Annotated in this window: 14 protein-coding genes; 12 read left to right on the forward strand and 2 right to left on the reverse strand. The window is 70.3% G+C overall.

Annotated features, from left to right (window positions below):
• The first annotated feature begins 306 nt into the window (after positions 1 to 306).
• The 5 genes from ACGFNK_RS13930 to ACGFNK_RS13950 all read left to right on the forward strand — a co-directional run bounded on the left by ACGFNK_RS13930 (position 307) and on the right by ACGFNK_RS13950 (position 6,707).
• On the forward strand, positions 307 to 1,149 hold the full coding sequence (locus ACGFNK_RS13930) for a nitrilase-related carbon-nitrogen hydrolase (RefSeq protein ID WP_393415586.1): 843 nt from the start codon (positions 307 to 309) through the stop codon (positions 1,147 to 1,149).
• Positions 1,146 to 2,429: an aspartate aminotransferase family protein gene (locus ACGFNK_RS13935; RefSeq protein ID WP_393415588.1), complete on the forward strand. Its 1,284-nt coding sequence runs from the start codon at positions 1,146 to 1,148 to the stop codon at positions 2,427 to 2,429. Before ACGFNK_RS13930 ends, ACGFNK_RS13935 begins: the two co-directional genes overlap by 4 nt.
• 102 nt (positions 2,430 to 2,531) lie before the next feature.
• Positions 2,532 to 3,935, forward strand: a complete 1,404-nt coding sequence (gene hydA, locus ACGFNK_RS13940; protein ID WP_386345034.1) for a dihydropyrimidinase — start codon at positions 2,532 to 2,534, stop codon at positions 3,933 to 3,935.
• Positions 3,936 to 3,946: 11 nt separating this feature from the next.
• On the forward strand, positions 3,947 to 4,969 hold the full coding sequence (locus ACGFNK_RS13945; RefSeq protein ID WP_386345036.1) for a TIGR03842 family LLM class F420-dependent oxidoreductase: 1,023 nt from the start codon (positions 3,947 to 3,949) through the stop codon (positions 4,967 to 4,969).
• A 172-nt stretch (positions 4,970 to 5,141) separates the two neighbouring features.
• Positions 5,142 to 6,707 (forward strand): NCS1 family nucleobase:cation symporter-1, encoded by a 1,566-nt coding sequence (locus ACGFNK_RS13950; protein WP_393415591.1) that lies wholly within the window; start codon positions 5,142 to 5,144, stop codon positions 6,705 to 6,707.
• 33 nt (positions 6,708 to 6,740) lie between these two features.
• Here ACGFNK_RS13950 and ACGFNK_RS13955 read toward each other — a convergent pair whose 3' ends face one another.
• Positions 6,741 to 7,409, reverse strand: coding sequence for a hypothetical protein (locus ACGFNK_RS13955; protein ID WP_393415593.1), 669 nt, complete (start codon positions 7,407 to 7,409; stop codon positions 6,741 to 6,743).
• Between the two features lie 135 nt (positions 7,410 to 7,544).
• Positions 7,545 to 8,555 carry a carboxymuconolactone decarboxylase family protein gene (locus ACGFNK_RS13960; RefSeq protein WP_393415595.1) on the reverse strand — a complete coding sequence of 337 codons (1,011 nt, stop codon included), beginning with the start codon at positions 8,553 to 8,555 and terminating at the stop codon, positions 7,545 to 7,547.
• A 166-nt stretch (positions 8,556 to 8,721) separates the two neighbouring features.
• Here ACGFNK_RS13960 and ACGFNK_RS13965 point away from each other — a divergent pair, with 166 nt between their 5' ends.
• The 7 genes from ACGFNK_RS13965 to ACGFNK_RS13995 all read left to right on the forward strand — a co-directional run bounded on the left by ACGFNK_RS13965 (position 8,722) and on the right by ACGFNK_RS13995 (position 16,075).
• Positions 8,722 to 9,822, forward strand: coding sequence for a sensor histidine kinase (locus ACGFNK_RS13965; protein ID WP_393415597.1), 1,101 nt, complete (start codon positions 8,722 to 8,724; stop codon positions 9,820 to 9,822).
• The gene (locus tag ACGFNK_RS13970) at positions 9,819 to 10,487 is read left to right on the forward strand and encodes a response regulator transcription factor (protein ID WP_344395760.1); all 669 of its coding nucleotides are present in this window, start codon (positions 9,819 to 9,821) and stop codon (positions 10,485 to 10,487) included. The genes ACGFNK_RS13965 and ACGFNK_RS13970 overlap by 4 nt, the downstream gene beginning before the upstream one ends.
• Positions 10,488 to 10,522: 35 nt before the next feature.
• Positions 10,523 to 11,149: a DUF4232 domain-containing protein gene (locus tag ACGFNK_RS13975; RefSeq protein ID WP_393415599.1), complete on the forward strand. Its 627-nt coding sequence runs from the start codon at positions 10,523 to 10,525 to the stop codon at positions 11,147 to 11,149.
• Between the two features lie 68 nt (positions 11,150 to 11,217).
• Positions 11,218 to 13,056 (forward strand): gamma-glutamyltransferase family protein, encoded by a 1,839-nt coding sequence (locus ACGFNK_RS13980; protein WP_393415601.1) that lies wholly within the window; start codon positions 11,218 to 11,220, stop codon positions 13,054 to 13,056.
• Positions 13,057 to 13,160: 104 nt separating this feature from the next.
• Positions 13,161 to 14,006 (forward strand): inositol monophosphatase family protein, encoded by an 846-nt coding sequence (locus ACGFNK_RS13985; protein WP_393415603.1) that lies wholly within the window; start codon positions 13,161 to 13,163, stop codon positions 14,004 to 14,006.
• A gap of 144 nt (positions 14,007 to 14,150) precedes the next feature.
• A complete protein-coding gene (locus ACGFNK_RS13990) occupies positions 14,151 to 15,560 on the forward strand; it encodes a phytoene desaturase family protein (protein WP_393416247.1) in 1,410 nt (469 codons plus the stop codon).
• A 5-nt stretch (positions 15,561 to 15,565) separates the two neighbouring features.
• Positions 15,566 to 16,075, forward strand: coding sequence for an O-acetyl-ADP-ribose deacetylase (locus ACGFNK_RS13995; RefSeq protein WP_393416249.1), 510 nt, complete (start codon positions 15,566 to 15,568; stop codon positions 16,073 to 16,075).
• Positions 16,076 to 16,163 lie beyond the last annotated feature (88 nt).

Genomic DNA, 16,163 nt, shown 5'->3' on the forward strand with positions numbered 1-16,163 from the left:
GAGCCGGAGGGCCGTATGCCCACCCTGCGACGGGCTGACGCACCGGCCCACGGCCCCGACCCACCACCCACCCAGGGGCGCGGGGAACTGCGCGAGCAACCACCCACCAACCCGCACCCGACAACGAACCCAACCGCCCACCCGCCCAACCGCCGGAGGCAACCCCACCGGAGTAAGAAACATGATCGAATCCTCCGGTTAACGACGATGGTCTTGCCCAGCGCAGCGGCTCGGCTTACTTTCGGGGCTCCAGCGTCTACGGGCGTAGAGACGTAGACGCTGACGCCCGGTCGAAGGAGCAAGCTCATGGCCAACGTCGTACGTGCCGCCCTGGTCCAGGCCACCTGGACCGGCGACTCCGCATCCATGGTCGCCAAGCACGAGGAACACGCCCGCGAAGCGGCCCGCCAGGGCGCGAAGGTCATCGGATTCCAGGAAGTCTTCAACGCCCCGTACTTCTGCCAGGTCCAGGAGCCGGAACACTACAAGTGGGCCGAGCCCGTACCGGACGGCCCGACCGTGACGCGTATGCAGGAGCTCGCGCGCGAAACCGGCATGGTCATCGTCGTCCCGGTCTTCGAGGTCGAACAGTCCGGCTTCTACTTCAACACCGCCGCCGTGATCGACGCCGACGGCACCTACCTCGGCAAGTACCGCAAGCACCACATCCCCCAGGTCAAGGGTTTCTGGGAGAAGTACTACTTCAAACCGGGCAACCTGGGCTGGCCCGTCTTCGACACGGCCGTGGGCAAGGTTGGCGTCTACATCTGCTACGACCGCCACTTCCCGGAAGGCTGGCGGCAACTCGGCCTCAACGGAGCCCAGTTGGTCTACAACCCCTCCGCCACCTCCCGTGGGCTCTCCGGCTACCTCTGGCAGCTGGAGCAGCCCGCCGCCGCCGTCGCCAACGAGTACTTCATCGCCGCGATCAACCGCGTCGGCCAGGAGGAGTACGGCGACAACGACTTCTACGGGACGAGTTACTTCGTCGACCCCCGTGGGCAGTTCGTCGGCGAGACCGCGAGCGACAAGTCCGAGGAACTCGTCGTACGCGACCTCGACTTCGACGTGATCGAAGAGGTGCGGCAGCAATGGGCCTTCTATCGGGACCGCCGCCCCGACGCCTACGAGGGACTGGTGCAGCCATGAGTGACCTGTACGCCCGCCACAAAGCAGTCCTCCCCGACTGGCTCGCCCTCTACTACGCCGACCCCCTCGAGATCACCCACGGCGAGGGCCGCCACGTCTGGGACGCCGCCGGGAAGAAGTACCTCGACTTCTTCGGCGGGATTCTGACCACCATGACCGCGCACGCGCTCCCCGAGGTGACGAAGGCCGTCAGCGAGCAGGCCGGGCGGATCATCCACACCTCGACCCTCTACCTCGACCGGCCGATGGTCGAACTCGCCGAGCGCGTCGCCCAGTTGTCCGGCATTCCGGACGCCCGCGTCTTCTTCACGACGTCCGGCACGGAGGCCAACGACACCGCGCTGCTGCTGGCGACCGCGTACCGGCAGAGCAACCAGATCCTGGCGATGCGCAACAGCTACCACGGCCGTTCGTTCAGCGCGGTCGGCATCACCGGCAACAAAGGCTGGTCACCGACCAGCCTCTCGCCCCTCCAGACGCTGTACGTCCACGGCGGCGTCCGCACCCGCGGCCCGTACGCAGACCTCGACGACGCCGGCTTCATCGCGGCCTGCGTCGCCGACCTGGAGGACCTGCTGGGCCATGTCCGCGCGCCCGCGGCCCTGATCGCCGAGCCGATTCAGGGCGTCGGCGGCTTCACCGCACCGCCGGACGGACTGTACGCGGCCTTCCGTGAGGTGCTCCAGAAGCGCGGCATCCTGTGGATCGCCGACGAGGTGCAGACCGGCTGGGGCCGGACCGGCGACCACTTCTGGGGCTGGCAGGCCCACGGCGCCTCAGGACCGCCGGACATGCTGACCTTCGCCAAGGGCATCGGCAACGGCATGTCGATCGGCGGGGTCGTCGCCCGGGCCGACGTCATGAACTGCCTTGACTCCAACTCCATTTCGACCTTCGGCGGCTCTCCGGTCACGATGGCCGCCGGGAACGCCAACCTCACGTACCTCCTCGAACACGACCTCCAGGGCAACGCCCGCCGCGTCGGCGGCATGCTCATCGAGCGGCTGCGGGCCATCGCCGCACAGCATCCGGGCGTACGCGAGATCCGTGGCCGCGGACTGATGATCGGCGTCGAGCTGGTGAAACCCGGCACCGACGAGGCCGACCCGGACGCGGCCGCCGCCGTACTCGAAGCGGCCCGCGAGGAAGGCCTGCTGATCGGCAAGGGCGGCGGTCACAACACCAGCGTCCTGCGCATCGCCCCACCGCTCTCGCTCACCGTCGCGGAGGCCGAAGAGGGCGCCGCGATCCTCGAGCGGGCGCTGAGGAGCGCCCCGTAGTACACCAGTGACCGTCGTCCCGGCGTCGTCCACCGATCCGGACGACGCCGGGCGCATCCGTACGTCAGCAGCGCCCACCACCGCAGGACCAGGAGAGGGACCATGAGCAGTCGTACCGTCATCCGCGGTGGCCTCGTCATCACCGCGTCCGACGAGATCCACGCCGACGTCCTGATCGAGGACGGCCGCATCGCCGCCCTCGCCGCCTCCGGCACCCCGGCCGCCGAGGCCTGGACCGCCGAGCGCACCATCGACGCCACCGGGAAGTACGTGATTCCGGGCGGCGTCGACGCCCATACGCACATGGAGCTGCCGTTCGGCGGCACCTTCGCCTCCGACACCTTCGAGACCGGCACCCGGGCCGCGGCCTGGGGCGGCACCACGACGATCGTCGACTTCGCCGTGCAGACCGTGGGCCGCTCGCTGCGCGAGGGCCTGGACGCCTGGAACGCCAAGGCCGACGGCAAGTGCGCCATCGACTACGGATTCCACATGATCGTCTCCGACGTCAACCAGGAGACGCTCAAGGAGATGGACCTGCTCGTGGAGGAGGGGGTCACCTCCTTCAAGCAGTTCATGGCGTACCCCGGCGTCTTCTACAGCGACGACGGCCAGATCCTGCGCGCCATGCAGCGCTCCGCCGAGAACGGCGGACTGATCATGATGCACGCCGAGAACGGCATAGCGATCGATGTCCTGGTCGAGCAGGCGCTGGCTCGCGGTGAGACCGACCCCAGGTATCACGGAGAGGTGCGGAAGGCGCTCCTTGAGGCCGAGGCCACCCACCGCGCCATCAAGCTCGCACAGGTCGCGGGCGCCCCGCTGTATGTCGTGCACGTCTCGGCGATGGAGGCAGTCGCCGAGCTGGCAAGGGCGCGTGACGAAGGTCTGAACGTCTTCGGCGAGACCTGCCCGCAGTATCTGTTCCTGTCCACGGACAACCTCGCGGAGCCGGACTTCGAGGGGTCCAAGTATGTGTGCTCCACGCCGCTGCGCCCCAAGGAGCACCAGAAGTACCTGTGGCGGGGCCTCAGGACGAACGACCTCCAGGTCGTCTCCACCGACCACTGCCCCTTCTGCTTCGTCGGCCAGAAGGAGCTCGGCCGCGGTGACTTCTCCAAGATCCCCAACGGTCTGCCGGGCGTCGAGAACCGTATGGACCTCCTCCACCAGGCCGTCGTCGACGGGCACATCACCCGCCGCCGCTGGATCGAGATCGCCTGCGCCACTCCGGCCCGGATGTTCGGCCTGTACCCGAAGAAGGGCACCATCGCTCCGGGCGCCGACGCCGACGTCGTCATCTACGACCCGGGGGCCGAGCAGGTCATGTCCGCCGACACGCACCACATGAACGTCGACTACTCGGCGTACGAGGGCAAGAGCGTCACCGGCCGCGTCGAGACGGTCCTCTCGCGGGGCGAACTCGTCATCACCGAGCGGGAGTTCACCGGACGTGCCGGGCACGGCGTCTACACCCCCCGCTCCACCTGTCAGTACCTCAACTAGGAGCGGCGCACATGGACTTCGGACTCGTCCTGCAGACCGACCCCCCAGCCTCCCGCGTCATCAGCCTGATGAAGCGGGCCGAGCGCAACGGCTTCACGTACGGCTGGACCTTCGACTCCGCCGTGCTGTGGCAGGAGCCGTTCGTGATCTACAGCCAGATCCTGTCGAACACGTCGAAGCTGAAGGTCGGCCCGATGGTCACCAACCCGGGCACCCGCACCTGGGAGGTCACCGCCTCGACCTTCGCCACGCTCAACGACATGTTCGGCAACCGCACGATCTGCGGCATCGGCCGCGGTGACTCCGCGATGCGGGTCGCGGGCCGCAAGCCCAACACCCTGGCCCGTATCAGCGAGGCCATGAAGGTGATCCGGGCACTGGGCAGCGGCGAGGAGGCGGACCTCGGCGGCGGCACCGTCATCCGGTTCCCGTGGATCAAGCCCGGAGCCGAACTCCCGGTCTGGATGGCCGCGTACGGTCCGAAGGCCCTGAAGATGACCGGCGAGGAGGCCGACGGCTTCATCCTCCAGCTGTCCGACCTGTACTTGACCGAGTACATGGTGAAGGCGGTCAAGGACGCGGCGGTCGCCGCCGGTCGTGACCCGTCCGACGTCAAGATCTGTGTGGCCGCCCCGGCGTACGTCACCGAGGACGACTCGCCCGAGGCGCTCGCTCACGCGCGTGAGCAGTGCCGCTGGTTCGGCGGGATGGTCGGCAACCATGTCGCGGACCTGGTGTCCAAGTACGGTTCCGACGGCGCCGTGGTCCCGCAGACGCTCACCGACTACATCAAGGCCCGCGAGGGATACGACTACTCGCACCACGGGCGCAGCGGCAACCCGGACACCCAGTTCGTGCCCGACGAGATCGTCGACCGGTTCTGCGTCATCGGCCCGGTCGAGAAGCACATCGAGAAGCTGAACATGCTGCGTGAGCTGGGCGTCGACCAGTTCGCCGTGTACGACATGCATGACGCGCAGGAGGCCGTGATCGACGCGTACGGCAAGAAGGTCATCCCCGCCCTGAACTCCTGATCCATCCGTACCCACCGCTCCTCGCTGCCCCCACACCTTGTCCCCCCTCCCTGCCGTCCCGGGGAGGGGTGGGCGACGCCGGGAATGGGCAGGCACGTCCCACGCCGCCCTGCCCCGGCGCCGCCCTGGCCCCGCACGGCCTTTCCGTCCCGCCTCCTTGATTGGCCTGCCCATGACCGAAACCGTCCCCACGGGTCCGCCGCCGATTCAGACCACTGACGACGCCGGCCGGATCGAACTCGCCCCCGGCGCCTTCCCCTCCGACAGTCCCTTCGCCAACGAGGACCTGCGTCCCGTTCCGGTCTCCGAGCGCAAGTGGACGACGTACAACTTCGCGGCCCTGTGGATATCCATGGCCCACTGCATCCCCAGCTGGACCCTGGCCTCCGGCCTGGTCGCCCTCGGCATGGACTGGAAGCAGGCCGTCTTCACCATCGCCCTGGCCAACGTCATCGTGCTGCTGCCGATGCTGGCCACCGGTCATGCCGGACCCAAGTACGGCATCCCGTTCCCGGTGCTCGCCCGCGCCTCGTTCGGGCTGCGCGGAGCCAACATCCCGGCGCTGATCCGCGCGGCCGTGGCCTGCGGCTGGTTCGGCATCCAGACCTGGATCGGCGGCAGCGGCATCTTCGCGCTGGGCTCCAAGCTCACCGGAGGTGAGTGGGAGAACGCGAGCAAGATCGCGGGCAATCCATGGCCGCTGTGGCTCTGCTTCCTCCTCTTCTGGGCGGTGCAGATCGCGATCATCTACCGCGGCATGGACTTCCTGCGGCACTTCGAGAACTGGGCTGCGCCTTTCGTGATCGTCGGCGCCTTCGTGCTGCTGATCTGGATCGCCGTCAAGGCGGACGGCTTCGGGCAGCTGCTGTCACAGCCCTCGCAGCTCGGCTGGGGTGCCGACTTCTGGCCGGTCTTCTTCCCGTCCCTGATGGGCATGATCGGCTTCTGGGCCACCCTGTCCCTCAACATCCCCGACTTCACCCGCTTCGGCGCCAGCCAGAAGGCGCAGACCTGGGGCCAGTCGCTCGGCCTGCCCACGACGATGACGCTGTTCGCGATCCTCGCCGTGCTGGTCACCGCCGGCTCCGAGGTCGTCTACGGCGAGGCGATCTGGGACCCGGTGGAACTCGCCGCCAAGGCGGACAACACCTTCGGCCTGCTCTTCGCCCTGATCACCGTGCTGGTCGCGACGATCTCCGTGAACATCGCGGCGAACGTGGTCTCCCCGGCGTACGACCTGGCCAACCTGGCCCCGAAGTTCATCAACTTCCGTACGGGCGCGCTGATCACGGGTGTCATCGGCATCCTGATCTTCCCGTGGAAGCTGATCTCCACGCCCGAGTTCTACATCTTCACCTGGCTCGGGGTGGTCGGCGGTCTGCTCGGCACGGTCGCGGGCATCCTGATCGCCGACTACTGGATCATCCGCCGTACGGTCCTGCATCTCGCGGACCTGTACACGCCCGGCGGGCGCTACTGGTACTCGGCCGGCTGGAACTGGAAGGCCGTGGCGGCCTTCGTGGTCGGCGGCGTGCTTGCCGTCGGCGGCTCGTACTCGACGGTGAACGCCGAGGGCCAGAAGAACGGGCCGTTCCCGGTCGACGGACTGATCCCGTTCCTGAAGCCGCTGGCCGACTACGGCTGGGCGGTGGGCCTGGCCACGTCGCTGCTGCTGTACGTGGTGCTGATGGGCGGCAGGGAGCGCGATTCCCAGTCTCAAGACGCCGCCCGACCCTGACGCGCTGGTGCGGGCCGCGCCGGAGAAATGGCTCTACTGAGCCTTCTCCAGCGCGGCCACCGCCTCCTTGGCCGCCTTGATGGCGCCCTTGTTGATCTCGTCCGTACCGGGCGCCTTCTTCGACTCGAAGTCACTGCCGTTGTACGTCACGACCACCATCGCGTTGGACACGCGGACGATCACCATGCCTTCGCGCGTCTGCTGCTTGTCCTCGGTGGTGAGGTTCACCACCGAGTACGCCTCGTCGCCGAGACCGGGGACCGCCCCTCCGCCGCTGTGCTTCGCGACGCGCTCCTTGTAGGCGGCCGTGGCGGTCTGGTCGGTCTTCTTGATCTCGTACGAGATGTCGAGCCAGCGGTAGTCGAACCCCTTGAGCGCGTTCCAGGAGCAGGTGCGGCGCACCGACTCGTCGGTCGACGGAATCTCCTTGCCGACCGCCTTGGCGCCCGGCACCAGTGAGGTCACCGTCTTCACCCCGATCCCTTGGCAGGGCTTGGGCGAGACGCGGTACGTCTGGCTCGCCGCCGCCGTGGACGGCGCGGACGGCGACGCGCTGGGCCTGTCCGAGGACGCCTTGTTGTCCGCGTCCCCGGCCGGAGACGCGGCGAACGGCCCGGACGCCAGCGCCCAGCCGGCTGAGGCGAGCACGGCGACCGGCAGTAGACGCGCGGTAAGGGCGAGCGGCAGAGGAAGAGAACGCACGGCGCACTTCTCGTGGGGGATGGGTGCGGAGGGGGCCACACTGCGGACGGGACGCCAGTGTCACATGCCTCCCTGTGAGGCGGTAGTGCGAACTCGCTCCGTGGCCGTGCGGTCACAGCGGCTAGGCGGTCCTGGTCACGCGGTCTCCTCGTGGATGCGCAGGGGCAGCGCCCGCTCGATGCGGTCGACGGCGGCGAACGCGCCGTACGCGATCAGATGGACCAGGCAGTGGTCCGTGAACGGCGGCTTCTTCCAGGCCGCCACGTCCTCGTCGGTGATGCGGTACGGCGCCAGCGCGGCCAGCAGCGCCAGACGTGCGCCCGGCCTGTCCTCGCGGTCCGGCAGGGTCGGCCAGGCGAGCGGGGGGTGCGTGCCGTCCCACGCCTCGACGGCCTCCCGTACGAGCGTCTGGTCGGCCTCGGTGAGGAGGCCGGCGCCCGCTGTGGCGGCCGTCCGGAGCGCCGCGTACGCCGGGCCGACCGTTGTCCCGGCCGTCCAGGAGGGGGCGGGACTCGTTTCGTCTTCGTCGAGGAGCGCGAGACTCGCACCCGGAACGAAGCGTCGGCGCACGGTCTTGGCCAGCGAACGGCCTCCCAGGCTGCGCACCACCCGGAAGCGCTGGACGTTGCCCGGGAGAAGGTTCTCGGTCACCAGGGACGAGACGATCCGGTTGATGAAGTGGAAGGAGAGGGCGGTACCCACGTACCCGGGAGTGTGTTCGGCAGGGAAGGGGAGCGTCGAGACGTCCGGGCTGCCAGGGGTGCGGGTCGCCTCGCCCCAGGCGAGCACGCGCGCGTGCTGCTCGTCTTCCGGCGGCTTCCCGTGCGCCAGGCGCTCGGCGAGGGCGTGGTCGCCGGTGGCGTGCAGCAGCATGGTGTGCGCGTCCACGCAGAACGGGCACTTGTTGGCGCGCGACACTCCCACGGCGGCCAACTCCTTGCCGGTGCGGCTGCCTTTGCCCGCAATCAGGGACTCACGCATCAAGGCCCAGGTGGGAGCGAGGAGTTCGGGCGCCGAGGAGAGGGCGACGAAGGGAGAGGCGTCCTCGATGCCGAAATCCGCGGCGAGCTGCTCGTAGACGGCGGCGGTGCGGCCGGTGGCGGCCTTGGGCGGGATGGGTTCGGTGTACCGGAAGGGTGAAGTCATGAGGAGAACCCTGGCTCCGGCGGGTGCCTTCGGGCGTCGTACGGGCGAAGGCAGTTGAGGCTGCGTCGACGAGGTCGCCCGGTCGGCGGACTACTGCGCCGGGAGTAGTCGCGGGGTTGTCCACAGGGCGGACGCCGTTGTCGGTGCGGCGGTTTACTGTGCGGACATGAACGGGGACCAGGTGTTACGCGCGCACGTCGTCGACGCGGTACTCGCTGTCGTGATCGGCGCGATCGTCGTGGCCGCGGCGGCCTTCGACGCGGACACGACCCCGCTCGACCATGCGTTGATCGTGACCGGTTCGCTGGTGCTGGCAGCGTACCGGCGGGCGCCGTGCGTGGTGCTCGCTGTGACCACGGTCGCGCTGACCGGCTATGTGCTGCACGCTCACCCAGGACCCGTGTCCGCCCTCCCGGTGGTGGCCGCCGTCCATGCGGCGGCTCAGGCGGGGCATCGAGGCGTGGGTGCGATCGCGAGCGCCGTGTTCCTCGGGGGGTATCTCGCAACTGACCCCACGTCCCAGGCCGCCGTCGAGCGGACCGCGCTGCTCGCGGGCTGGTTCCTGTGCGCCGTCGTCACCGGTCTCGCAGGGCGCAACTGGCAGGCGTATCTGCGCCAGACCGAACAGCGCGCGCTGGAGGCCGAACGCACCCGAGAGGAGGCCGCCCTGCGCCGGGCCGGAGAGGAACGCCTGCGTATAGCCAGGGAGTTGCACGACTCCCTCACGCACAGCATCTCGATCGTCAAGCTCCAGGCGGGCGTCGCCGTGCACCTCGCCCGTAAGCGTGGCGAGGAGGTGCCGCCCGCGCTGCTCGCCATCCAGGAGGCCGGCGGCGAGGCGATGCGCGAACTGCGCGCCACACTCGACGTGTTGCGCACCGACGAGCCCACCGGTACCCCGGCCCTGCTCGTGGAGCGCGCCCGCGCGGCAGGCCTGGCCGTCGACCTGACCGTGAGCGGCGCTGAGCGTCCGCTGACGGCGACCGTGGACCGCGCGGCGTACCGCATCGTCCAGGAGGCCCTCACCAACGCCGCCCGGCACGCGGGACCCGCCAAAGTCATGGTCCAACTGGACTACCGAGAGGGCGAATTGGAGATACGGATCGACGACGACGGCTCCGCAGACCCGGCCCGGCCGCCCACCGAGGGCATCGGCCTCACCGGCATGCGCGAACGCATCACGGCGCTGGGCGGCGCGCTGCACGCCGGCCCGCGCGCGGAGGGCGGTTTCTCCGTGCGGGCCCGACTGCCGCTGGACGCCTCGTGATCCGGGTCGCACTCATCGACGACCAGGCGCTGATGCGGGCCGGGTTCCGGGCACTCCTGGACGCCGAGGACGGCATCGAGGTGGTCGGCGAGGCCGCCGACGGGGAGCAGGGGCTGGAGCTGGTGCGCACCCATGTCCCCGACGTCGCCCTCGTCGACGTTCAGATGCCGGTGATGTCGGGCATCGAGGCCACCCGCCGCATCGCCGCCGATCCCGAACTGTCCGGTGTACGCGTGGTCATCCTCACCAACTACGGCCTGGACGAGTATGTCTTCGAGGCGCTGCGCGCCGGGGCCAGCGGGTTCCTGCTCAAGGACACCGAGCCCGCCGATCTGCTCCAGGCCATCGAGGTCGTGGCGCGCGGCGAAGCGCTGCTGTCGCCGTCGGTCACGCGCACGCTGATCGGCGAGTTCGTGTCCCGGCCACCGGACCGGGCCACCGCTCCCGGTCTGGAGTGCCTGACCCGCCGCGAGCGCGAGGTCACCGCACTCGCCGCCCGCGGGCTCACCAACGAGGAGATCGCCGCCCACATGGTCATCAGCCCCTTCACGGCCAAGACCCACATCAGCCGCGCGATGACCAAGCTCGGCGCCCGCGACCGGGCCCAACTCGTCGTCTTCGCCTATGAGTCGGGGCTGGTGGCGGCGCGCGGTCACGCGGAGTGAATCCTTCCGTCGAGGGTGCGTGCGATGATCGGCGCGTGATCGCGATACGCCGCAGGTCGTCCTCGTATGCCGTGCTCGCCTGCCTGCTGGCGCTGAGTGCGAGCGGCTGCGGGCTCTCCGCCGAACTGGAGCGTGAGCGCGATCCGGACCCCAAACTCCCGCCGTCACCGTCGGCGACGCTTCCCGTGGAGCTGCCCCCGGCCGTCACTCCCGAGGCGTCGCCGAGCGTGCCGGTCCAGCAGGACTCCGGCTGTCCGGCGTCCGGTGTGCGCCTCGGCACCGAAGTCGTCCAGGGGGCCATGGGACTGCGCGCCACGAGCCTCACGCTGGCCAACTGCGGTTCACGGCCGTACGAGTTGAACGGCTACCCGTCCATCACTGTGCTCGACGAGGCGGGCGCGCCCCTCACGGGAGTGCGCGCCGTCGAGGGCACGGACGAGGTGTCCATGGCCCCGGAGGACCCCGGCCCCGAGCCGCTGACCCTCGCTCCTGGCGAGAGCGCGTACGCGAGCCTGTACTGGCGGACGAACAACCAGAAGGGCATCTATCTGCGCGTCGCACCTGCGAAGGGACGCGAGGTCACGACCGTACGCGCCGAGGACTACCTCGACATCGGCCCCGACAACGTCTTGGGGACGTCCCCCTGGAAGCCGTTGGAGTAGCGGGTACTCGCGGCCGCGGACGGGTACGTACGATCTTCGGATGCCCGCCCGGCAGTGAGGAGTCGCCCGTGTTCACGACCCGTCCCACGCTCCAGGGCACCTTCGGCATGGTGTCCTCCACGCACTGGCTGGCCTCGCAGTCGGCGATGGCCGTGCTGGAGGACGGCGGCAACGCGTACGACGCCGCTGTCGCCGCGGGTTTCGTACTGCACGTCGTCGAGCCCCACCTGAACGGGCCCGGGGGCGAGGTGCCGATCATCCTGGCCCCGGCGGGCGGCGAGGTCCGGGTGCTGTGCGGACAGGGCGTGGCGCCGGCCGGGGCGGAAATCGCCCACTACAGGGGACTCGGTTTGGATCTCGTACCCGGTACGGGACCGCTCGCCGCCGCCGTTCCCGGTGCCTTCGACGCCTGGATGCTGCTCCTGCGGGACCACGGCACGAAGACTTTGACGGACGTCCTGAAGTACGCCATCGGATACGCGGAAGACGGGCACGCGCCCGTGGAGCGCGTCGGCGAGACCGTCGACACCGTACGGGAGCTCTTCGAGACCGAGTGGACCTCGTCGGCCGAGGTGTATCTGCCGGACGGCCGAGCCCCGCGGCCGGGCGAGCTGTTCCGGAATCCGGCGCTGGCCGCGACCTGGAGGCGGTTGATCACGGAGGCCACTCGGGCGGGCGGTGACCGGGTCGCGCAGATCGAGGCCGCGCGGCGGATCTGGCGCGAGGGCTTCATCGCCGAGGCCCTGGTGCGGCAGGCGGCGCGGCCGGCCATGGACACCAGCGGCGAACGCCACGCGGGCACGCTGACGGCAGCCGACCTGGCCTCCTGGTCGGCGTCCTACGAGGCTCCGGTGACGTACGACTGGCGCGGCTGGACCCTGTGCAAGGCGGGCTCCTGGAGCCAAGGGCCGGTCCTCCTCCAGCAGTTGGCCCTGCTGCCGCCCGAACTGCCGCGGTACGGCTCCGCGGAGTACGTCCATCTGCTGATCGAGGGCTGCAAGCTCGCGATGGCCGACCGGGAGGCCTGGTACGGGGACGCGGCCGACGTACCGGTGGGGGAGCTGCTGTCGGAGGAGTACAACGCGGGGCGGCGGGCGCTCGTCGGGGAGAAGGCCTCGTACGAGCTGCGGCCCGGGAGCCCTGGGGGACGTACTCCGCGGCTCAGTGGGCACGCGCGCGTGGTGGCCTCCGGGGAGGCGGGGTTCGATCCGCTCGCGGCGCCGGGCGCGGGCGAGCCGACCGTGGCCAAGAGCCCGAGGTCGCCGGTGCCCGGGGAGCCCGACGTCTCGGCGGACGGCGGTACTCGGGGCGACACCTGCCACCTCGATGTCGTCGACCGCTGGGGCAACATGGTCGCCGCCACGCCCAGCGGCGGCTGGCTGCAGTCCAACCCGGTCGTGCCGGAGCTGGGCTTCCCGCTCGGCACCCGGCTCCAGATGGCCTGGCTGGAGGAAGGGTTGCCCAATTCCCTTACGCCTGGGCGCCGTCCGCGTACGACACTCACCCCCTCGCTCGCGCTGCGGGGCGGGGTGCCGGTCATGGCGTTCGGCACACCCGGCGGCGACCAGCAGGACCAGTGGCAACTGCACTTCTTCCTGGCCGTCGCCCTGCGCTCCGAGGTGCGCGGCGGACTCGATCTCCAGGGCGCGATCGACGCCCCGAACTGGCACAACGACAGCTTCCCCGGCTCCTTCTACCCGCGCGGCATGCGCCCCGGCAGCGTCACCGTCGAGGCCCGCATGGACCCGGCCGTCGCCCACGAACTGCGTCGCCGGGGTCACGACGTACAGGTCGGACCGCCCTGGTCCGAAGGGCGGCTGTGCGCGGTCGCGCGGGACCCGGAGAGCGGGGTGCTGTCGGCGGCGGCTAATCCGCGGGGGATGCAGGGGTACGCGGTCGGACGCTGACTCCTGAAACTGCTGACACCCCCGGCGTGGTGAGTTCATGCCGATTCCACCCGGAGTGCACCGGCCGGGCGGGGATTGTCAGTGCCGCGTGCTCTCATGGAGTGGTGATCGAAGACAGCGAAACCATCGAAGAGTTTCTCGCGCACGGCACGTCCGACGTGGAGGAAGCGGTCCGCAAGGCGGCGGCGACAGAGATCATGCCGCGTTTCCGGCAGCTCGCCGCGCACGAGGTGGACGAGAAGACAGGCCCTCACGACCTGGTGACAGATGCCGACCGCAAGGCCGAGGAGTACCTCACGGTCACGCTCGGCGCCCTGCTGCCCGGCTCGGTCGTGGTCGGCGAGGAGGCGGTGCACGCCAACCCGCTGACGTACGAGGCGATCCGAGGCGAGGCACCGGTGTGGATCGTCGACCCGGTCGACGGGACACGGCAGTTCGTGCACGGCAACCCCGGCTTCTGCACCCTGGTCGCGCTCGCGCTGGGCGGCGAGGTGCTCGCCTCCTGGACGTACGCCCCGGCGCTCGACCTGTTCGCCACGGCGATACGGGGCGGGGGCGCGGCACTCGACGGAGTGCCCCTGCGCTCCGGTTCGCCCGCGCCGGACCGTCCGCTCGAAGTGGCCACGTCCCACCCGGACTTCACGACCGACGACGAGAAGCGCGCTCTGCTCGGCCTGCGCACGGAGGGCGTGCGGACCCGGCCGTGCGGCTCCGCCGGCCTCGAGTATCTGGCCGTCGCCCGCGGCAAGTTGGACGCCACCGGCTTCTCCTGGGAAGCGGCCTGGGACCACGCGGCCGGCCTGCTGCTGGTCGAGGAGGCGGGCGGTGCGCACCTGACCCGCGCGGGCGAGCCGTTCCGTATAACGGGCGGTAACGCCCTCCCCTTCACCGCGGCGCGGGACGCGGCCACGGCTCACCGGGTGGCGGGCCTGCTGGCGGGCGGAGCCTGACCCTCAGGCGGCTGCGCCGCACTCGGGCCGGAGGCCGCAGCGGATGGCCGGAGACGACCACCCGCGCCCGGGGACTGTCACCCGCCCGGCATATCCTGAACCCGAATGGCCACCGGCTGACAAAGGAGTCCGAAGGTGCCGTCGATGCTCGATGCGGTCGTGGTGGGTGCGGGGCCGAACGGACTGACGGCTGCCGTGGAGCTGGCCCGTCGCGGCTTCAGCGTGGCCGTCTTCGAGGCACGCGAGACGGTCGGCGGAGGCGCCCGCACCGAGGAGCTGACACTGCCCGGCTTCCGGCACGACCCGTGCTCGGCCGCGCACCCGCTGGGGGCCAACTCGCCCGCCTTCAAGGCGATGCCACTCGGGCGGTACGGCCTGGAGTGGCTGCACCACGACCTGCCCATGGCGCACCCCTTCCTGGACGGAACCGCGTCCGTGCTGTCACGGTCCGTGGCCGAGACAGCCGCGTCCTTCGGGCCGCGAGACGCGGGGGCGTACCGCAGGCTGGTCGAGCCCTTCACCGGCAGATGGGACACGCTCGCCCGGGACTTCATGTCGCTGCCGCTCACCGCGCTGCCCCGCCACCCGATCACTCTCGCCCGCTTCGGTCTCGTCGGTCTGCCGCCCTCGACCTGGCTGATGCGCAGATTCCGCGACGATCGGGCCAAGACGCTGTTCGCGGGTCTGGTCGCGCATGTCATGGCCCCGCTCGACGGCTTCGCCACGGGCGCCGTCGGCCTCGTCTTCGCGCTGGCCGCGCACGCAGGCGGCTGGCCCGTCGCACGTGGCGGCTCACAGTCGATCTCCGACGCGCTCACCGCGTATCTCAAGGACCTCGGCGGCACCGTCCACACCGACTACGAGGTCAAGCGCCTCGACGACCTGCCGCCCGCGCGCGCGTACGTCTTCGACACCTCGCCCGCCGCCCTCAGCCGGATCGCGGGCTTCGGCCGGTACTACGAGCGATACCGCTACGGGCCGGGCGTCTTCAAGATCGACTACGCCCTGGACGGACCTGTGCCCTGGGCCGCGAAGGAGGCCCGCCGCGCCGGGACGGTGCAGATCGGCGCAAACACGGCCGAGATCGGCACCGCCCTGCACGCGGCCTCGCGGGAAGGCCGGGCGCCGGACGCACCGTTCCTGATCACCGTGCAGCCCAGCGTCGTCGACCCGTCCCGTGCGCCGGACGGAAAGCAGGTCTTCTGGGCGTACGGCCATGTGCCGAACGGCTGGACCGGAGACCTCACGGACGCCATCGAGCGCCAGCTGGAGCGGTTCGCGCCGGGCTTCCGCGACCGCGTCCTGGCCCGCGCCACGGCGGGCCCGCCCGAGATGGCCGCTCGCAACGCCAACTACGTGGGTGGGGACATCGCCTGCGGCGCGGCCTCCGGACTGCAACTGATGCTGCGGCCCAAGCTGTCCCTGTTCCCGTACAGCACACCGCATCCGGCCGTGTTCATCTGCTCCTCGGCCACCCCACCGGGGCCGGGCGTGCACGGCATGTCCGGACACAACGCCGCCAAGGCCGTATGGAGGATGCTGCGCCAGTCATGACCGCCATGACCGCCATCGAACTCGTCCGGGGCGACATCACCCGGCAGAGCGTCGACGCCATCGTGAACGCCGCGAACTCCTCACTGCTCGGCGGCGGAGGCGTAGACGGAGCCATCCACCGGCGCGGCGGACCGGCCATCCTCGACGAGTGCCGCAAGCTCCGCGCCGCCCGGTACGGCAAGGGCCTGCCGACCGGGCAAGCGGTCGCCACGACCGCGGGCGAACTCGACGCCCGCTGGGTGATCCACACGGTGGGCCCGGTCTACAGCCAGAGCGAGGACCGCTCCGGCCTGCTCGCCTCCTGCTACCGGGAGTCCTTGCGGGTCGCCGCCGAACTCGGTGCCCGTACGATCGCGTTCCCCGCGATCTCCACCGGCATCTACGGCTGGCCGATCGACGACGGCGCCCGTATCGCCGTGGAGACGGTGCGGGCAGCACATGCATCGGTCGAGGAAGCCAGGTTCGTCCTCTTCGACGAGCGGGCCTACGAGGCGTTCGCCGCGCAGCTCCGCTGACGGAACCACGGTTCGGTTTACCCGTCCCGCCTGTGCCCCCAAGTCCTGGATCAGCCGCTGCTGGACGCCCTCGACCCGGTGCCGTCCG

This window comes from Streptomyces sp. NPDC048825 (assembly GCF_043198355.1).
Lineage (GTDB): Bacteria > Actinomycetota > Actinomycetes > Streptomycetales > Streptomycetaceae > Streptomyces > Streptomyces xiangluensis.

Excerpts from the sequence above, each read along its gene's own strand:
- ACGFNK_RS13960 (WP_393415595.1), bottom strand. The coding sequence starts at position 8,555 with ATGACTTCACCCTTCCGGTACACCGAACCCATCCCGCCCAAGGCCGCC.
- ACGFNK_RS13995 (WP_393416249.1), top strand. The coding sequence starts at position 15,566 with ATGACCGCCATCGAACTCGTCCGGGGCGACATCACCCGGCAGAGCGTC.
- hydA (WP_386345034.1), top strand. The coding sequence starts at position 2,532 with ATGAGCAGTCGTACCGTCATCCGCGGTGGCCTCGTCATCACCGCGTCC.
- ACGFNK_RS13965 (WP_393415597.1), top strand. The coding sequence starts at position 8,722 with ATGAACGGGGACCAGGTGTTACGCGCGCACGTCGTCGACGCGGTACTC.
- ACGFNK_RS13930 (WP_393415586.1), top strand. The coding sequence starts at position 307 with ATGGCCAACGTCGTACGTGCCGCCCTGGTCCAGGCCACCTGGACCGGC.
- ACGFNK_RS13990 (WP_393416247.1), top strand. The coding sequence starts at position 14,151 with ATGCTCGATGCGGTCGTGGTGGGTGCGGGGCCGAACGGACTGACGGCT.
- ACGFNK_RS13945 (WP_386345036.1), top strand. The coding sequence starts at position 3,947 with ATGGACTTCGGACTCGTCCTGCAGACCGACCCCCCAGCCTCCCGCGTC.
- ACGFNK_RS13935 (WP_393415588.1), top strand. The coding sequence starts at position 1,146 with ATGAGTGACCTGTACGCCCGCCACAAAGCAGTCCTCCCCGACTGGCTC.
- ACGFNK_RS13950 (WP_393415591.1), top strand. The coding sequence starts at position 5,142 with ATGACCGAAACCGTCCCCACGGGTCCGCCGCCGATTCAGACCACTGAC.